Annotated in this window: 20 protein-coding genes; 1 reads left to right on the top strand and 19 read right to left on the bottom strand. The window is 57.0% G+C overall.

Annotation, left to right across the window (positions count from 1 at the left end; genetic code table 11):
• The 7 genes from H4Q31_RS20195 to H4Q31_RS20165 all read right to left on the bottom strand — a co-directional run.
• Positions 1-713, bottom strand: a 713-nt coding sequence (locus H4Q31_RS20195) for a CCA tRNA nucleotidyltransferase (protein WP_185180866.1), incomplete at its 3' end; no start/stop codon positions are given.
• 66 nt (positions 714-779) lie between these two features.
• On the bottom strand, positions 780-1,943 hold the full coding sequence (gene bshA / locus H4Q31_RS20190) for an N-acetyl-alpha-D-glucosaminyl L-malate synthase BshA (RefSeq protein WP_185180865.1): 1,164 nt from the start codon (positions 1,941-1,943) through the stop codon (positions 780-782).
• A 62-nt stretch (positions 1,944-2,005) separates the two neighbouring features.
• Positions 2,006-2,722 carry a bacillithiol biosynthesis deacetylase BshB1 gene (bshB1, locus tag H4Q31_RS20185; RefSeq protein WP_185180864.1) on the bottom strand — a complete coding sequence of 239 codons (717 nt, stop codon included), beginning with the start codon at positions 2,720-2,722 and terminating at the stop codon, positions 2,006-2,008.
• Positions 2,719-3,141 carry a methylglyoxal synthase gene (locus tag H4Q31_RS20180; protein WP_185180863.1) on the bottom strand — a complete coding sequence of 141 codons (423 nt, stop codon included), beginning with the start codon at positions 3,139-3,141 and terminating at the stop codon, positions 2,719-2,721. The genes bshB1 and H4Q31_RS20180 overlap by 4 nt, the downstream gene beginning before the upstream one ends.
• A 35-nt stretch (positions 3,142-3,176) precedes the next feature.
• Positions 3,177-3,980 (bottom strand): 4-hydroxy-tetrahydrodipicolinate reductase, encoded by an 804-nt coding sequence (gene dapB / locus H4Q31_RS20175; RefSeq protein WP_185180862.1) that lies wholly within the window; start codon positions 3,978-3,980, stop codon positions 3,177-3,179.
• Positions 3,981-4,020: 40 nt separating this feature from the next.
• On the bottom strand, positions 4,021-4,539 hold the full coding sequence (locus H4Q31_RS20170; protein WP_185180861.1) for a tetratricopeptide repeat protein: 519 nt from the start codon (positions 4,537-4,539) through the stop codon (positions 4,021-4,023).
• A 47-nt stretch (positions 4,540-4,586) separates the two neighbouring features.
• The gene (locus H4Q31_RS20165; RefSeq protein ID WP_185180860.1) at positions 4,587-4,955 is read right to left on the bottom strand and encodes a nucleotide pyrophosphohydrolase; all 369 of its coding nucleotides are present in this window, start codon (positions 4,953-4,955) and stop codon (positions 4,587-4,589) included.
• 176 nt (positions 4,956-5,131) lie between these two features.
• On the opposite strand from H4Q31_RS20165, the gene H4Q31_RS20160 reads away from it, so the two are divergent.
• Entirely contained in the window at positions 5,132-6,001 is an 870-nt protein-coding gene (locus H4Q31_RS20160; RefSeq protein WP_185180859.1) for a YitT family protein, read from the top strand.
• On the opposite strand, the gene H4Q31_RS20155 is transcribed toward H4Q31_RS20160, so the two are convergent.
• From H4Q31_RS20155 to H4Q31_RS20100, 12 genes are all read right to left on the bottom strand, one after another.
• Positions 6,002-6,892, bottom strand: coding sequence for a sporulation protein YpjB (locus H4Q31_RS20155; protein WP_185180858.1), 891 nt, complete (start codon positions 6,890-6,892; stop codon positions 6,002-6,004).
• 43 nt (positions 6,893-6,935) lie between these two features.
• Positions 6,936-7,607, bottom strand: coding sequence for a DUF1405 domain-containing protein (locus tag H4Q31_RS20150; protein WP_311771774.1), 672 nt, complete (start codon positions 7,605-7,607; stop codon positions 6,936-6,938).
• Between the two features lie 104 nt (positions 7,608-7,711).
• Positions 7,712-8,590: a menaquinol-cytochrome c reductase cytochrome b/c subunit gene (locus tag H4Q31_RS20145; protein ID WP_185180857.1), complete on the bottom strand. Its 879-nt coding sequence runs from the start codon at positions 8,588-8,590 to the stop codon at positions 7,712-7,714.
• Between the two features lie 21 nt (positions 8,591-8,611).
• On the bottom strand, positions 8,612-9,283 hold the full coding sequence (gene qcrB / locus H4Q31_RS20140) for a menaquinol-cytochrome c reductase cytochrome b subunit (protein WP_185180856.1): 672 nt from the start codon (positions 9,281-9,283) through the stop codon (positions 8,612-8,614).
• Positions 9,284-9,303: 20 nt separating this feature from the next.
• Positions 9,304-9,837, bottom strand: a complete 534-nt coding sequence (locus tag H4Q31_RS20135) for a Rieske (2Fe-2S) protein (protein WP_185180855.1) — start codon at positions 9,835-9,837, stop codon at positions 9,304-9,306.
• Positions 9,838-10,101: 264 nt separating this feature from the next.
• A complete protein-coding gene (locus tag H4Q31_RS20130; protein WP_185180854.1) occupies positions 10,102-10,527 on the bottom strand; it encodes a DUF2487 family protein in 426 nt (141 codons plus the stop codon).
• 21 nt (positions 10,528-10,548) lie between these two features.
• A complete protein-coding gene (locus tag H4Q31_RS20125; protein ID WP_185180853.1) occupies positions 10,549-11,511 on the bottom strand; it encodes an alpha/beta fold hydrolase in 963 nt (320 codons plus the stop codon).
• 208 nt (positions 11,512-11,719) lie between these two features.
• Positions 11,720-11,899, bottom strand: coding sequence for an IDEAL domain-containing protein (locus H4Q31_RS20120; RefSeq protein ID WP_185180852.1), 180 nt, complete (start codon positions 11,897-11,899; stop codon positions 11,720-11,722).
• Between the two features lie 117 nt (positions 11,900-12,016).
• Positions 12,017-13,309 carry a hypothetical protein gene (locus H4Q31_RS21710; RefSeq protein ID WP_245347471.1) on the bottom strand — a complete coding sequence of 431 codons (1,293 nt, stop codon included), beginning with the start codon at positions 13,307-13,309 and terminating at the stop codon, positions 12,017-12,019.
• Positions 13,310-13,427: 118 nt separating this feature from the next.
• Positions 13,428-14,024, bottom strand: a complete 597-nt coding sequence (locus tag H4Q31_RS20110) for a histidine phosphatase family protein (protein WP_185180851.1) — start codon at positions 14,022-14,024, stop codon at positions 13,428-13,430.
• Entirely contained in the window at positions 14,021-14,629 is a 609-nt protein-coding gene (locus tag H4Q31_RS20105) for an anti-sigma factor family protein (RefSeq protein ID WP_185180850.1), read from the bottom strand. The genes H4Q31_RS20110 and H4Q31_RS20105 overlap by 4 nt, the downstream gene beginning before the upstream one ends.
• Positions 14,626-15,222, bottom strand: a complete 597-nt coding sequence (locus H4Q31_RS20100; RefSeq protein ID WP_185180849.1) for an RNA polymerase sigma factor — start codon at positions 15,220-15,222, stop codon at positions 14,626-14,628. The genes H4Q31_RS20105 and H4Q31_RS20100 overlap by 4 nt, the downstream gene beginning before the upstream one ends.
• Positions 15,223-15,724: the final 502 nt, after the last annotated feature.

The following is a 15,724-nucleotide window of genomic DNA, read 5'->3' as shown; positions in this document are numbered from 1 at the left end:
GGAGGGGGCAGGCGCTCGGGCGGCTCGCGCACCTGCGCAAGCAGGCCGCTCGCCTGGAGCAGCTCGACCGCGCGGTCCGGGCCGCTGCCGCACACCATCTTGTCCAGCTCCGCGCCGATGCGCTCCATCGCGACGTGGCGCAGACCTTCTCGCCTGCGCAGCAGCCCGTCCCATGTCGCAGCGTCGATCTCGAACGCGAACTCCGCCGCGAACCGCACAGCGCGAACCATGCGCAGCGCGTCCTCCGCGAATCGCTCCAGCGCGTCTCCTACGCAGCGAACGACGCCGCGCTTCAAATCTTCGGCGCCGCCGAACGGATCGACCAACGTCCCAGCCGGTCCGATCGCCATCGCGTTGATCGTGAAGTCGCGGCGCGCCAGGTCCTCGCGGATGTCCTTCACGAACAGGACGGCGTCGGGGTGGCGCGAATCGCTATAGCCCGCTTCCTGCCGGAAGGTCGTCACCTCGAACGTCATTCCGTTCTCCACGACCGTGACGGTGCCATGCTGAAGCCCGGTCGGAACGACGCGGGCGAACATCGACATCACCTCTTCCGGCCGGGCTGAACAGGCGATATCGATATCGTTCAGCGGCCGGCCGAGCAGCCGGTCTCTCACGCAGCCGCCGACCAGATAGGCGGCATGACCCGCCTCTTCCAAGACTCGCACAACCGCAAGGCCAGCTTGCCATGCGCGATCGCTGTTCGCCGGCATGTCCACAACCCCTCGCTTCTTCCTTACCAGTTAATAATCCAAACTGTCTGCTTCAACCAAACCCGCCTAAGCTTTGCACACCGGCTCTGGAATGTTCGCATTAATGCCGAGTACATCATAATAGATCTGCTCGTATTGCGCCGTGATCCGGTCGTTGCAGAATTCCGTACGCGCCCGATCCAGGCACGATTCGCGGAAGTCGGCGTACAGCTTCGAATCCGTCAGCAGGCGGACGGCGTTCGCGGCCATCTCCTCCGTCTTGCCGATTGGCGACAGATAACCGGTTATGCCGTCCACGACAAGCTCGGGTATGCCTCCGGCTTGCGAGCCGATCGTCGGCACGCCGCACGCCATCGCTTCCAGCGCGACAAGGCCGAAGCTCTCTTTCTCCGACGGCAGCAGCAGCAGATCCGCCATCGAGATGACTTGCGCCACGTCGTCCTGCTTGCCCAAGTAATGCACGCGGTGGCTTAATCCCATCGCATCGATCTTCGCTTGGATCTTCGGCATATCCGGCCCTTCTCCAACGAGCAGCAGCTTGCTCGGCACCTGGGAAGCCACCTTGGCGAAGATCTCCACGACGTCACACGTGCGCTTCACCGGCCGGAAATTTGAGATGTGCATCATAATCTTCTCGTGCGGCTCCGCGAAGTCGCTTCGAAGATCGGAGGTGTTGCGCGGATAGTAGACGCGTTTATCCACGAAGTTATAAGTCAGCTCGATCGGCTTCGTAACATCCAGCAGCTCGCGCGTCTCCCGGATCAAGTCTTGACTGACTGCCGTCACGACGTCGCTGCTCTCGATCCCAAGACGGATAATGTCCTTGAGCGATTCGTTCTGTGCCAGGATCGTAATGTCAGTGCCATGAAGCGTCGTGACGACCTTGAGCCGATCGCCCGACATCTGCTTGGCGAGGAACGCGCAGATCGCATGAGGGACCGCATAATGAACGTGGAGCAGATCAAGCTGCTGCAGCTCCGCGACCTGGTGCATCTTGCTCGCAAGCGATAGATCGTACGGGGGATATCTGAAGACGTAATAGTCCGATATTTCAACCTCATGGTAGAAAACGTTGCGATGGAACTTGCCCAAGCGGAATGGCATGCCGTTCGTGATGAAGTGAATCTCGTGCCCCTTCTCCGCGAGCAGCTTGCCCAGCTCCGTTGCCACGACGCCCGAGCCTCCGAGCGATGGGTAACACGTAATGCCGATCTTGAGCGGCCTTGTCATGCACATTCCTCCTTCCTAAAGCGTATTCTCTAGCTGCTTGCTTACAGCCCTAGAAGTTCAGGTCAGAACCGTTCGATGGCGAGCGGCCCCTTCGGTATGAATCCCTCGGCATAAGCGAACTTCTTCGGCTGTCCGAACAGCCTGTCCCTGGCGACGACATTCTCCAGGTAGCCCTGCGTCAGCGGCGTGTGCACCCAGTCAGCCTGATCGCCCGCAGGCGCAAACTGCGACCGGTAGGCGCGCAGCGCCTCCATCTTCCGCTCGTGCACGTCCGAGATGTCCAGCACAGCGAGAGGGGGATGAACATCATTGATCATATAGAAAAAGAGCATGTCCAGCGTCCAGGCCGGTTCATCCGGACGGTATCGGCGCAGCTTGGCATTGAACACCGCCTCCTCGACCATGCGCCCGCAGGCTACATGATCGGGGTGCCGATCGATCGTGTAGGGAGCGAAGACGACCCGCGGGCGATGCCGGCGGATCGCCGACGTGATCCGTTCGATCTGCTCCGCCGACCCGGTCAGGCCGCGGTCGGGCAAACCCAGATTTTCACGCATAGTCAACCCTAACAGAGCGGAGGCGGCCGCCGCTTCCCGCTGCCGTGTCTCGACGTCTCCGTTCGATGACATCTCCGCGTAGGTTAGATCGATCAAGCCGACCTTCTGGCCGCACCCGGTCGCCTTGACGATCGTTCCGCCCATGCCGATCTCCGCATCATCCGGATGCGCGGCGAAGACGAGCAGATCCAATCCGTATTCATAAGATGCGTTGGCGTTCATTCTTCGATCCCCGGCTTATACTTGTGCACCAGCTCGCGCCAAGCGAAGTCTCCTCGCTCCAGGCTCTTCACCAGAAGCTCGGCTGTCGCGACGTTCGTCGCAACCGGAATGCCCTGAACGTCGCACAAACGAAGCAATGCGATAATATCCGGTTCGTGCGGCTGCGCCATTAACGGATCCCGCAGGAAGATAATCAAATCCATCTCGTTCTGGGCGACCAGAGCGCCGATCTGCTGGTCCCCGCCGAGCGGTCCGGACATGAAGCGGTGAACTTGCAGGCTCGTATTCTCCATAATCCGCGTTCCTGTCGTGCCGGTGGCGTACAGCTTATGCGGCTTCAGTACGTGTTCGTAAGCGATGGCGAAGTTCACCATCTCATCCTTCTTGCGATCGTGGGCGATCAATGCGATTTGCATCATGACAGCCGCCTCCTTCTTTCCCTCTCTCGATGATGTCAGTCTAAGAAATGCTCGAAGCCGTAGACAAGACCCGTCGTCTCCATCACTCGCTTAATCGCCGTGTTCACGCCCGGCATGTAGCCTGCGCGCTCGTACGAATCGTGACGGATCTTGAGCGTCTGCCCGTGGCCGCCGAAGACAACTTCCTGCTGGGCGAATACGCCTGGCAGCCGTACGCTATGTATACGGAAGCCGTTGTAATAGCCTCCTCTGGCCCCTTCGATCACTTCCTCTTCGTTCGGATTGCCCTGGCGAAGCTCACGGCGGGCTTCAGAGATCCATTCTGCCGTCTTGATCGACGTTCCGGACGGAGCGTCCAGCTTCTGATCCCCATGATATTCGATAATTTCCACGTGCGGCATATATTTCGCAGCCATTGCGGCAAACTTCATCATAAGGATGGCGCCGATCGAGAAGTTGGGGGCGATCAATCCTCCGATTCCTCGTTCGCGGCACTGCTTGTCCAATTCGGCAATCTGCTCCGGCGTGAAGCCTGTCGTTCCGATGACTGGACGAACGCCGTGCCGGATGGCGGCTTCCGTGTTGGGAACAGCGGACTTGGGATTCGTAAAGTCAACTAAGACGTCAGGGCGCAGCCGTTCCAATGCGGCGTCCAGATCGGCCGTTACGATGACGCCTGTGTCAGGCTTGCCCACAAGCGAGCCGGCGTCCACCGGTCCCGCCGATCTGGCGATTGCAGTTGTCAGTACCAGGCTGGGATCCTCCAGCACCATTCGGACCACTTCGCGGCCCATTCGCCCGGAGGCGCCGGCGACCGCGACCGATATTCGTTGCGACATTTAATCTCACCTGTCCCTTATCTCGATAAGTTGCTGATTCTTAAGTTTTTCTTCGCTTGCGGCGCCTCTCGGAGCGAACAACGCTAAGCAATTTGCGCGCTTCTTCGTATTGGGGGTTCAACTGCAGGGCATCCTGCAGCGACTCTATCGCCTTGTCGTACTCGCCCAGCATCCGGTAAGCGATGCCTAGCAGAAGGCGCGCATCCGCTGCAAGCGGATCCATATGGAACGCCTCCTGCAGCAAGGGAACGGCCATGGCTGACTGTGCGGGGTGGCGCGACAGCAGCTCTCTGGCTTCGCCGATCTTCCGGCGTGCCTGAAGCATGCGCAACTGCTCCCAATAAGCCGGCTCCTCGGGAGCAAGTTCGACCGCGCGTCTCGCATATTCCAGGGCCAAATGCAGCTTGCCGCTTCTGGCAAGCGTGATCGAGCCCCTATAATAGTAGGAAGCATTGGATGGCTCCGCCTCGACCGCCCGCTCGAACCAGGCTCCCGCTGCCTCGTAATCGCCGCGGAAGATCGCTTCGTACGCTTGTTGAATGCAGCTCTCTCCATCCATGCCGAACCATCCTCCTCTCCGGGTCAGGATGGTACAGCATATGTCGGCTATGGATTGTCGGTGTCCTTCTTCGTCCACCTATTAGCATCGCGCGTGTTGAATTTGTGCATCACGCGGTCATGGGCTTCGGTCAGATCAATGCCGAGCGAATTGGCGAAGCAGAGTACGATGAACAGAACGTCCCCGAGTTCCATCTCGATGGAGTTCTCTTCTTCGTCCGGCTTCTTCGGCTTCTCGCCGTACTGATGATTGATCTCGCGTGACAGCTCGCCGACTTCCTCCACGATTCGGGCCAGCAGGGCGAGCGGCGAGAAGTAGCCTTCCTTGAACTGGGTTATGTACGCATCCACTTCACGTTGGAGTTCAGCCAGCGATTTCTCCTGCAGCTTCATGCCGGCGATTCGCGATTCTCCCATCCGCATGCTTCCTTTCATTGGTACGTTCCGTATATAATCATTCTGTTAGAGCAGCACGCCCGCGGACCATGTCGCAAACCCTAGAAGAAGCTCGTTCCCGGCCGAAGCGTTTCATCCCTATGTTAGCTTAAGACGCTGGCAAAGACAAATGATAATTCACTATAGGAGCTAGCACAATGAACTTCAAATGGACTCGAGAAACGATCCGCACTTGGCTGATGATGGCGCTAGGCGCGGCCCTATACGCATTCGGAATCGAATACTTCATTCTGCCGAACCTGCTGATGGAAGGCGGCGTGACCGGCATAACGGTTCTGCTGCAATACGCGGCGAATCTCCCCCCTTCCATAACGACGATCGTCATCAACCTGCCGCTGTTCGTCATCGGCTGGCGCAAGCTGGGCCGCGAATCGATGATCTATACGATCGGAGGCACGCTGATGCTGTCGCTGTTCCTCTGGATATGGGAGCAGTTGATTGAGCGGGGCTGGCTTGTTCCGTTCAAGACCTCGCAGGACTTCATTCTTGTCGTCCTCTATGCAGGCGTCACGCTTGGCGCGGGTCTCGGGCTTGTATTCCGCTCAGGCGGCACGACCGGCGGCGTTGACATCATCGCCCGAATCGTGCACCGCTGGCGCGGTTGGAGCATGGGGCAGATCATCCTGGCGATGGACATCGTCATTCTTGGAAGCGCATTGCTATTCATTCCGAAGGAGAAGGTGCTGTACACACTGGTCAGCGTCTTCATCTCGTCGCGCGTCATCGACTTCATTCAAGAGGGCGCTTATGCCGCCAAAGCGTTCAATATCTTGTGCAAGGAGCCGGAGAAGCTGGCATCCATCATCACGAAGGAGCTGGAACGCGGCGTCACGCTGCTTCCCGCTATCGGAGCTTATTCGGGAACGAACCGCATGATGGTGTACTGCGTCGTCAGCCGGTTTGAGATACGCAAATTAAAAAGCCTTGTCCGCCAGCATGACAGACAGGCTTTTATCGTTATCGCAGATGTGCATGACGTGTTGGGCGAAGGCTTCCGAGATGAGTAATTATCGGGGGTGCCGTCTGCCTGACGAAGGATGATCCCGATCATAGCGGTAGCGCCGCCATCCCGCCCACGTCAGAATCGTCACGATGAAGGAACCAATCGTGGCGGCGAAGCCCCAGGACGCCGGCATTATTGGAACTGCGGAAGCAGGCTGCTGGCCGCCTGCCGGAAATAATGCTTCAAGCGCGTATCGCACGTTCGCTCCGAGATCCTTGAGCATATCCGGCTGCGGCTTGCTCGAGGCTAACACCCGCTCGGCGTATCGCATCACCGAATCGGCTCGCTCAATGGCGTAAGGCTCGACGCGAATGGCCGCAGCCGTTCGGATGAGCGCGTAATGCTTCCCAATGGATTGGAAGGCTGCTCTTGCTTCAGCAGAGACAGCTTCTTTATTCGTGACAAGCGCCTGCTCGAACGCGCCCGTATCCTCCGCCAGTATTGCCTTGTACTGGAGCCACATCGGCTTGCCTGGATTAGCTAGCGCATCAGCGGCTAGCCGCAGCGCACCTGCCGCCTGCTGCAAGCGTTCGCCGTCAGGCGTAGCGGAAGCTAATGCTCGCTTCATCTCGGTGACGCCGTCAGCCAAGGCATGAACGCCTTCCGCGGATGAGATCTGTGTCATCGGCAGCTGCCGAAAGCTGTCCTCAAGCTCGTTCATCGTGCGCGCAGCCTGCAGCCGATTGCCCTGGGATAGTGAATCGTACAGCGCTTCTGCCGATCGATAGAAGGCACTGATCGCCGAGTCAGCCTCAGCGGGAGCCGCCATCTGCTCCGGCATATCGTCCGTTGCAGAAGCCATCGCAGGAGCGAAGCCAAACGCCAAGACGGCGATGAGGCCAATCCCCCATCTTCGAACCCGCGCAGCTCTCTTCCATACGCCCGAATATGGCATGGACATCCCCTCCTGCCATCAGCCTATGAGGGGATGTCCAAGCTTAGAACCGTTTGTCCGGGACAAGCGACGCTTCCCGATTCATCCTTGGAGCGAATCGCGCCCATGCCGCGCAAGCAATGCTAACGGCAGTCAAGATGAACGTGAACCAAGCGACGCCGAGCAGGTCGTCCTTCAGAACGAACGGCAAATACGGATAAATACCGATCCCGTAATCGAGCAAGTCGTTCAAGAATGTCCAAGCCGCAGCGAGGGCAAGCGCGATCACCCCGAAGCGGAAGAATCGCGCATAGACCAACGCGCATAGAGCCATCGACCCGTGCGAGACAATTAGCATCCAATCCTCCCAGACGATTGCGCTCCCTTGGGCTGCGGCGGCGAATATGATCGCGCAGGCCCATACGCCATACTTAATCGAAGTGACGACGCCCATCGCTTCAATGAAGCTTCGGATGGCCCGAAGCATCGGCGAAGCAGTCTGCCTAGATTGCGCCCACAGCCAGATGAGCGCGATCGTGAAGAAGAGCGAAGACGTCGGACTGTCCGGCACGAACGGAATGAGCCAATGCGCATAATCCTTCCACGTATCAACAAGCTGATCGCCATACCAGATGTAGCCGTATACTGTCCCCGGTATATAACAGATCAGCATCAGCGTCAGCAGCGTCGGCTGCATGAGGAACGTCCTCGTCAGAATCATTTTCCAATTCATCATTACCCCTACTTTCCTATAGGCTTGTCCTGCCTGCCATCAAGCCTTGGCCTATCCCAAAGCATGGAAAAACCTGACCGCAAGCGGTCAGGTTATGGAGCTGTCTATTAAGAGCCTGCGGCTTCCGCCTTCTGTTCCGACAGCCATGACGCGATCTGATCAATCTCAGCGTCAGTCAGCTCGCCTTTGAAAGGAGGCATGTTGCCGTTCTCGCTGCCGTTCGTAATAATATTAGCGAGTTCTTCCTTGCTCAAGATGTCGCCGACGCCTCTGAGCGATGGGCCGTTCGCGCCGGTCAAGTCGGCGGCATGGCAGGCCACGCATTGCGCCTTCTCCATCAGGCTGAATGCCGGATCGTCTGCTTTGACGAGCGCGACGACCTGTTCCTTCCCCGGAATAAAGCGGCCCTTGCCGGATTCGATCGATTCGCGGCTTCTCTCCTCGCGCTCAATATGCTCTGGTACGACTCCGTTCTTGTCCAACTCCTCTTGGTAAGTGTTCCAGGAGACCCAAGTCAAGTAGACGGACGCGATGAGCGACAGAATCATCAAGGAAGATGTGATCGGACGCTTATAGAAGCGGCGCTCCTTGCCTGTATCCAGGAAAGGAACAAGGAGCAGCCCAATGAAGGCAAGTCCCGGTATGCCGATCGTGCCGAGCACAATAAATTGGTCGGACGTGTACGGGTACTTCAGCAGTTGGTAGATGAACAGGAAGTACCAGTCCGGCATCGGTATGAACGATGAATTGAGCGGATCCGCCGGATAACCGAGCGGCGCCGGTTCGGCAATCGTGAGCACCAAGAAACCGACGAGTACGACAACACCCGCCATCCATTCCTTCAGCAGGAAGTTCGGGATGAATGCTTCCGATTTGCCTGGGAAGGAGGAATAGTCTGGCGGCGCCGGCTTGTTCGGGTTCGGTTTGCGAATGCGCGAGTCGCCGACGTAGACAACTTTCTCGTTAGGATCTTTGCCGTGAGCCAAAGCTTGCCACTCTCCTCTCTCTTACAGCGGCCCGGATATGCCCTGTTTTCGAATCATGAAGAAGTGCGCGGCAAGCAGCGTCAGCAGCACGCCGGGCAGGAAGAACACGTGAATCGCGAAGAAGCGGGTAAGCGTCTGCGCGCCGACGATCGTGCCTCCGGCCAGCAACTCCTTGATGTAACCGCCGATCCATGGTACAGAACCTGCGATCTCCATGCCGACTTTGGTCGCGTAGTAGGCTTTATCATCCCATGGAAGCAGGTAGCCTGTGAAGCCGAGACCCAGCATGACGAAGAAAATCAGCATACCGACGACCCAGTTCATTTCGCGCGGCGCTTTGTAAGAGCCGGTAAAGAACACGCGCAAGGTATGTAAGAACATCATAACGATAACCAGACTCGCGCCCCAGTGGTGCATACCGCGGACTATGCCGCCGAAGGCGACCTGGTGCTGCAGATAGTCGACGCTGTAATACGCGTTGATAATGTCCGGAACGTAGTACATCGTCAAGAACATCCCCGAGAGGATCTGAATGACGGTAATGAAAAACGTCAGTCCGCCGAAACAGTAGACGAATGCGGAGAAGTGATGCGCCGGGTTGACGTGCTCGGGCACCTCATGGTCGGCGATGTCCCTCCACATCGGCGTGACATCCAGACGTTCGTCAATCCAATTGTACATGCCTTTAAACATGAGACGGAACGCCCTCCTTCTTAAACCCGTGTATTCGCTTGGAGCGGTCCGAGATATACCCAGCCGTTCTCAATCTTCACTTGGTACTCGTCCAGCGGCTTCGGCGCAACCTTCAAATTCTTGCCGTCCTTCGAATATTGCGCTCCGTGGCAAGGACAGTGATACAGATCAGGCGCTTCTGCGCCGCTCCAGCTGATCGTACAGCCCAAGTGCTTGCAGATCGGAGACAAGGCAAATACTTGACCGTCGGAGCCCTTAGCGATGTAAGCTTCCATCTTCGGGTCGCTCTCGTACCAGCCGTCCACTTGGTGTACTTGAAAATCAACCTGCTGCGGATCGGAGGTAACCTTGCTCTCTTCAATTACTTTAATGAAATCGCCCGATTGCTTCTTCTGCAGAAGCGGATCGACGGCGAAGCGCAGCATCGGCAATACGGCTCCCATCCCCATGAAAGCGGTGGCGCCGCCTAGCGTATAAGACAAGAATTGACGTCTCGTCATCTCATTGCGCTTGATCGGTTTGTGTGCGGTCTCTTGCTGCTCGTTGTGGTCCATATTCTCAACCTCCTTTGCCCACCAATGTCGCGTCCACCATGGACCTTCACTATTTGTTCACAAAGACATAATAATAATAGCCCAGGCTCCTAGTACCGTCAAGAATTGCCAATCCCTCATTCGGCCTTTCGGCGAATCGTCGGCCTAAAATGTTCTCAAATTGTCACAATTCGCCTGAAATGCCGCTCACTTATTATTGACGGGAACATAATCCACTATTCGCCCGCTCTCCTGCCCGAGAAGCAGAGATAATGCGCACGCCGCTCAAGCCTTCTGCCGCCACATCTCTGTCACCGCACGTCGAATCGTATCCGCCTCCGGCTCACTCCCTTGCGCGCCGGGGCCTATGACCAGGTCAACCGATGACAGCTTTGCGGCAGCCAAACTCTCAGATCCGGTGACGACAATCAGGAACCGATAGCCTGTCTGCCTGAGAGAGGCGCAGTAACGCTCAAGACGAGCGATCTCTTCATCGTTCGCGGCATCGGCATAATGATAGGCCGGCTGCGTAACCGTCCGTCCGCGGAATGCGGTCTCGAGCGGATAGAGCCAGTCGCCTGCGGCCGCAACCTTCCCCGTCGCTTCAGGAGGAGTCTCACTCCCGGTCAAGCCGGTGACGGGGAGCAGGCAGGTGTCCAGGTACGGCTGCAGATCCGCCCATTGCACTTCGTCCAGTTCGCTGAATTTCATCTAGAGCAACACCCCCATGTGTCAGAGCATCTCTTGGAAGAAGGCCATCACTTTCTCTTCAATACGCGGCAATCCTTCATGCCCGAAGTCCGGATAGACGACGAGCCTCTTATTGGACTCGATCTTATTATAAGCGGCGAATTGCGTAGAAGGAGGCGTTATCGTATCCATCAGTCCAACGCCCATCATCACGTCGCCGCGAATGCGTGAAGCAAGATGCTGAATATCAATGTAACCGAGCCTGTGGAAAAACTCATCTTCGCGCTCGTGATTCGGATCGAACAAGCGGAAATAGAGCTTCAGCTCCTCATAAGCGTCCTTGGCCAAATCCATCTCCCATACGCGGCGATAGTCGCTAAGGAAGGGATAGATCGGCGCCAGTCTCGACACTCTCGGCTCCAACGCCGCGCAGGCGAGCGTTAAGCCCCCCCCTTGTGAAGCGCCAGCCGCAGCTACCCGCTTCGGATCCACTTCGGGCAGCGTCATCGCGATGCCGGCTAGCTGTGCGGCATCTAGGAAGATGTGCCGGAAGAGCAAATTGTCCTCGCTATCGTCTACGCCGCGAATGATGTGGCCGCGCAGCGTATTGCCCCGCACGCCGCCCGTATCCTCCGACTTGCCGCCTTGTCCGCGGCAATCCATTGCGAGCACCGAGAAGCCGAGCGCCGCATAGCCAAGCTTCGATGTCCAATCGCCGGAGTGGCCGGCATATCCATGGAACTGCACGACAGCCGGATGCGGTTCCGGAGCATGCTTGGGCCTCACGTATTTGGCGTAGATTCGCGCACCTCTAACACCAGTGAAGTAAAGGTCGAAGCATTCGGCGAACGGCACTTGGAAGGAAGCCGGCGTGATCGTCAACTGCGGATCGACGGCTCTCATCTCCGCAAGTGCCCGGTCCCAATAAGCGTCGAAATCTTCCGGCTTCGGGCTGATGCCGTGATAGGATCTCAGTTTCTCCAAGGGCATATCGATCAATGGCATGTTCCGTCATCCTCTCTTCTTCGCTTTATCCATTATTCCCCTAGTCCATCCTACTGCAATTGAGTAACTTGGAAAAGCGATTCTTCAAAAAAAGCCGCCAGACGAACGGAACCTTAGGTTCCACCCATCTGGCGGTGACGGTTAGCCGGCTTAAGTCGGTCCGGCTCCGGCATCTGCAGGACGCCGAAGCTCTTCGGGGCGATCGCTTCTATGTTCGCAAGGTCTTCAACTCGTCGGTCAGACGCAGGAACGTCTCTGCGTCTCCCTTCGCCAGCGCATCGTCGATAGCCTCATATATCTGTTCCGTCCGGTGTTTGCGCAGCGCGTCGTCGAGGACCATTTCCGCCGCCAAACCCAATAAAGTCTCATAGGCGACTTTCATGTCCATCGGTTGCACCTCCAAATTCCGGCGTAAAGGGCTTCCACTTAAGCATATTCATCGCTGTCGGCCTCGTACTGGACAATGGCCCCCATGCCGATCAATGTACTTTCGCCTACTAAGCGTTCATAGGAATCTCGGCTCGCCGGCACCTGCCCAAGAGAGACGGTCTTCGAAGCGAATCTCGTTGCCCGCTACGATCTGCCTGCCTTGGGGCGTCATCCGTACGACCGCCTCTCCGTCCTCCATCTCACCCCACTTGAGCAAGCCTAGATGCAGCATGGAACCTAGCACCCGCCGGTTCAGCACATCGCGAGGCGTATCATAATAGTAGGGACGGACGAGCGGCAGCAGAATGCGCTCGAGCGAAGAGATGGTCGTCCAATCGGCGGCAAGGCGCGACACCCATTGAACGAGAGCGTTCAGATTCGGTATCGGACCTTTGTAGAGCTTCAGCCAGAATCGATACATGGCGGCAGGGTCGATGCGGACAGCATCGGCGGCGACTTGGCCCCCGTCTTCCGTGACCACTAGTTCTTCGGGCCGTTCATGCAGCCAATTCTCATAGCAGCAATAGTCGTACAGCAGCGAGAACCGATCCGGGTAATCGCGGTATCTGCGGCCGTATCCGAACCGCCAGCCGCTGCGCCCCGGCACTGCTTCGGCGACGTTCATCAGCTCTAGTACCTGCTGCAGCTGCCGTTTGTACATAACGTGATCGGTCGTCAGCGGCACATCGTTCTGGGCGACGTACCCAAGCAACGCGCGGGCATCGCTCTCGGCCAAGCCGCGTTCATCGCGATAAGCGATCGGCTCTCCGCGAACGTCGAGCGAATCGCGGAATCGGCGATCGATCGCTTCGCACAGCTTGCGCTTAACGTCGTCCGGCACGTGGTACAGGAAGCGTGTCTGATGCGAGAAGCCGTTGAACAGCCAGCCGAACCGCTTGAACCGGGCAATCGCGCTCCGCGCGGAATGCTCCGGTTCGGGCGGAAGCTGCGCCTCTTCTCGCTTCGCCCGCTTGCGTCCGGCCTGCTTGGAGGCTTCCGGCTTGGACTTGCTCGGCTTCTCGCTGCCCGTCTCCATTAAGCTTGCCGAACTAGACATGCTCGGCTTAGGCGATTCTGCCGCCTGGTTGTCCGTTGTCTTATCCAGCGGCGTTGCAAGCATAGCCCGAGCGGTTAATTCCTCAAGGCTGTATGCTGCCCGCTGCTCGAACAACAATGAATTCAGAAACCGCATGTCCTCCAAGCTCATGTCTTCGACCTGCGACTCCAGCACATCTCGCCGCTGAACGGTCGTCAGAATCGTCTGGATCAGCTCGTTCTTGGAATGGCTGCTGCACTCGCATCGGTACGTATCCGCGATGCGGGTCAATTGTTCGATGTCGGCGTAACAGAGCATATCCGCTAAATTCATCGGCATTCCCCGTTTCCGGAGTTGGATTTACCTTCCATTATCGGTGGAATTCCCGCCGTTTAAACGTCGAGGGGGATCAATAAGGAAAACGCCGGCCCCCTCGGCCGGCGTTCATCGATTAAACGTATGAATCGTTCAAATGTTCGGTGCAATTGTGCAAGAGAGCCTTCCATCGGCCGTTCTCGCGGTCTAGTATCGTCAGCGACAGATTCAAGATATGCTTGTCGTCCACGCCTGTCTCCAGAGCGAACAGCATCTGCGCCAAGAAGCTGCCATGCGTCACGACGAGCCAGCTCTCCCCGGCATGCCGCTCGGAGAATTCCTCGACGAAGTCGCGTGCTCTCGCTCGAACGGAAGCGTCCTGCTCTTGATCCGGCACGCTCTTGCGCCATTCCTTGCCCCATCGGGCGATGCGCTCTTCCTCCGTCGTTCCTTCCGCCGAGCCGAAGCTCCGCTCGCGCAGCCGCTCATCGGTCAGGAGCGGAATGCCAAGCCGTTCCGCCAGTATCTGCCCCGTCGTTCGCGCCCGCTCCAGATCGCTGGCGACGACGCCGTTCCATACCCAGCTCTCCCTCGTCAGCCGATAGGCAAGCCGATGCGCCTGCATCTTCCCTTCCGCGCTGAGCGGGACGTCGGTTAAGCCTTGAATTCTCCCTGCTTTGTTCCATGAAGTCAGCCCATGCCGCACCCAGCCCATTCGCATATATCCGCTCATGCGCGCACTCTCGTGAACCAATTCATAATGAGCAGCGTCATCATCACGCCGAGAAGCGACAAGGCGATCCAATACTCAGGCATGGTCGCGCTTGCGCGCAGAACGATCGGATCGCTCAGGCTGGCTACCGGAACTTCGACGAAGAGCTGGCTCGACGACGAGGAGCCGGAATGGAATGCGCCGGCAGCCTCCATAATGCCTGTCGAGGAAGCCTGCGAAGAATGCATGCGATCCATCGTGAAATACAACAGGCCGCTTAGGAATATCGCCATTATCGCGGCAAGGAGACCGCCTATCCTTAGCCGGAATGCCCTGCTGAACGAATATGAGCGCCTGGCGAGCGGAACGGACCACTGCTGGTCTGCGTAAATACGCTGCATCACCTGTCGGTTGACCGCATGCAAGGCAGCTTCGTCAACGTCCAGCTCATCATTCATTTGAATGGAGCGGATCAGCTTCGTGCTCTCTTCCCAAAGGCGGAATTCCTCGGCGCAGTTCGGACAGACGGCGATGTGATCCTTGATCCATCGCCGGTCAGCCGAATCCGCCGCCCCTTCCCAATAATCGACAAATCGCTCCTGAATCAGGCCGCATTCGTCTTTCATCGGACTTTCATCTCCTCATACTCCCGCAACATGGCCGGTTCGTTAAAGTAAGGTTCCATCTGCGTCTTAACACTGGCTCTTGCTCGGAACAACAGCGACTTCACCGCGCTGACCGTCTGTCCCAGTATGCTCGCGATCTCCTGATAATCCATTCCATCGTATTCACGAAGAATAAGAGCGGACCGTTGCTTCTCCGGCAGGTTATTGATTGCTTCCCTGACCATCGTGACCTTCTCGTTGCGCAGGAGCGTCTGCTCCGGCGCCGCTTCCGAAGGAGCGGCAGGTATGTAAGCTGTGTCATCGAGCGACATATGCGGAGATTTATGCTTGCGAAGCTCGCTCAGCACCGTGTTGCGCGCGATCGTATAAAGCCACGTCGAGAACGAAGCATCCACCTCTCGGAACGAATGCAGGCTGCGGTAAGCCTTGTAGAACGTCTCCGAGCACAAATCTTCCGCCAGAAGCTCAAGCCGGGCGCTGCGAAGCATCTGATATATGAAGGAATGAATCTTCTTCTGGTATCTCTCCATTAAGACAGAATACAAGTCCACGTTGCCGTCCTTGATCTCGCGGATCAATTGAGAATCGGTCATGGATTCAGCGATCCTCCCCTCTACACAGGGTGATCGTTCAAGGCCGGTTTATTCGTTATACCGGCCGCAAACGCAAAAGTTGCGCGATAATCGCGCATTATGTAAATGGAACACCAGTATTTTACATAACTAATAGCATTGTAACATAACGCCAGCCTTCTATAACTTAAAAAATTATAAAAAAAGGATTTGCGGCAGATGCTCCTAAACGCCGAAAACCCGCGCGGCTCAGGCAATTGAGAGGAATAGACGAACGGCGGTTGTCTAGCTGGAATAAATTACAACAGACTTGCGCAGCCATTTCCCCTTCTATATTCGGAAGAAAACAAAAAAAAACCACCCATTGGGTGGCTGCACAAAGTGCAAATATTGGATAGGAGTGGAGAGAAACCATACTGTACTTTTATTATATGTATCCGTTTCCATTCTGTCAATAAGCGCTTACAAAATAATTGAGAGCGTTTTCTTATCTACCACATTAGAATCGGATAGGAGGCTACCC

The organism is Cohnella lubricantis (assembly GCF_014212015.1).
GTDB lineage: Bacteria > Bacillota > Bacilli > Paenibacillales > Paenibacillaceae > Cohnella > Cohnella lubricantis.
This window is presented reverse-complemented; position numbering and strand designations above follow the sequence as displayed.

Coding starts and splice junctions, on each gene's coding strand:
- bshA (WP_185180865.1), bottom strand. CDS start 1,943: ATGACAAGGCCGCTCAAGATCGGCATTACGTGTTACCCATCGCTCGGA.
- bshB1 (WP_185180864.1), bottom strand. CDS start 2,722: ATGAACGCCAACGCATCTTATGAATACGGATTGGATCTGCTCGTCTTC.
- H4Q31_RS20180 (WP_185180863.1), bottom strand. CDS start 3,141: ATGATGCAAATCGCATTGATCGCCCACGATCGCAAGAAGGATGAGATG.
- dapB (WP_185180862.1), bottom strand. CDS start 3,980: ATGTCGCAACGAATATCGGTCGCGGTCGCCGGCGCCTCCGGGCGAATG.
- H4Q31_RS20170 (WP_185180861.1), bottom strand. CDS start 4,539: ATGGATGGAGAGAGCTGCATTCAACAAGCGTACGAAGCGATCTTCCGC.
- H4Q31_RS20165 (WP_185180860.1), bottom strand. CDS start 4,955: ATGGGAGAATCGCGAATCGCCGGCATGAAGCTGCAGGAGAAATCGCTG.
- H4Q31_RS20160 (WP_185180859.1), top strand. CDS start 5,132: ATGAACTTCAAATGGACTCGAGAAACGATCCGCACTTGGCTGATGATG.
- H4Q31_RS20155 (WP_185180858.1), bottom strand. CDS start 6,892: ATGCCATATTCGGGCGTATGGAAGAGAGCTGCGCGGGTTCGAAGATGG.
- H4Q31_RS20150 (WP_311771774.1), bottom strand. CDS start 7,607: ATGATGAATTGGAAAATGATTCTGACGAGGACGTTCCTCATGCAGCCG.
- qcrB (WP_185180856.1), bottom strand. CDS start 9,283: ATGTTTAAAGGCATGTACAATTGGATTGACGAACGTCTGGATGTCACG.
- H4Q31_RS20135 (WP_185180855.1), bottom strand. CDS start 9,837: ATGGACCACAACGAGCAGCAAGAGACCGCACACAAACCGATCAAGCGC.
- H4Q31_RS20130 (WP_185180854.1), bottom strand. CDS start 10,527: ATGAAATTCAGCGAACTGGACGAAGTGCAATGGGCGGATCTGCAGCCG.
- H4Q31_RS20125 (WP_185180853.1), bottom strand. CDS start 11,511: ATGCCATTGATCGATATGCCCTTGGAGAAACTGAGATCCTATCACGGC.
- H4Q31_RS20120 (WP_185180852.1), bottom strand. CDS start 11,899: ATGGACATGAAAGTCGCCTATGAGACTTTATTGGGTTTGGCGGCGGAA.
- H4Q31_RS21710 (WP_245347471.1), bottom strand. CDS start 13,309: ATGAATTTAGCGGATATGCTCTGTTACGCCGACATCGAACAATTGACC.
- H4Q31_RS20110 (WP_185180851.1), bottom strand. CDS start 14,024: ATGAGCGGATATATGCGAATGGGCTGGGTGCGGCATGGGCTGACTTCA.
- H4Q31_RS20105 (WP_185180850.1), bottom strand. CDS start 14,629: ATGAAAGACGAATGCGGCCTGATTCAGGAGCGATTTGTCGATTATTGG.
- H4Q31_RS20100 (WP_185180849.1), bottom strand. CDS start 15,222: ATGACCGATTCTCAATTGATCCGCGAGATCAAGGACGGCAACGTGGAC.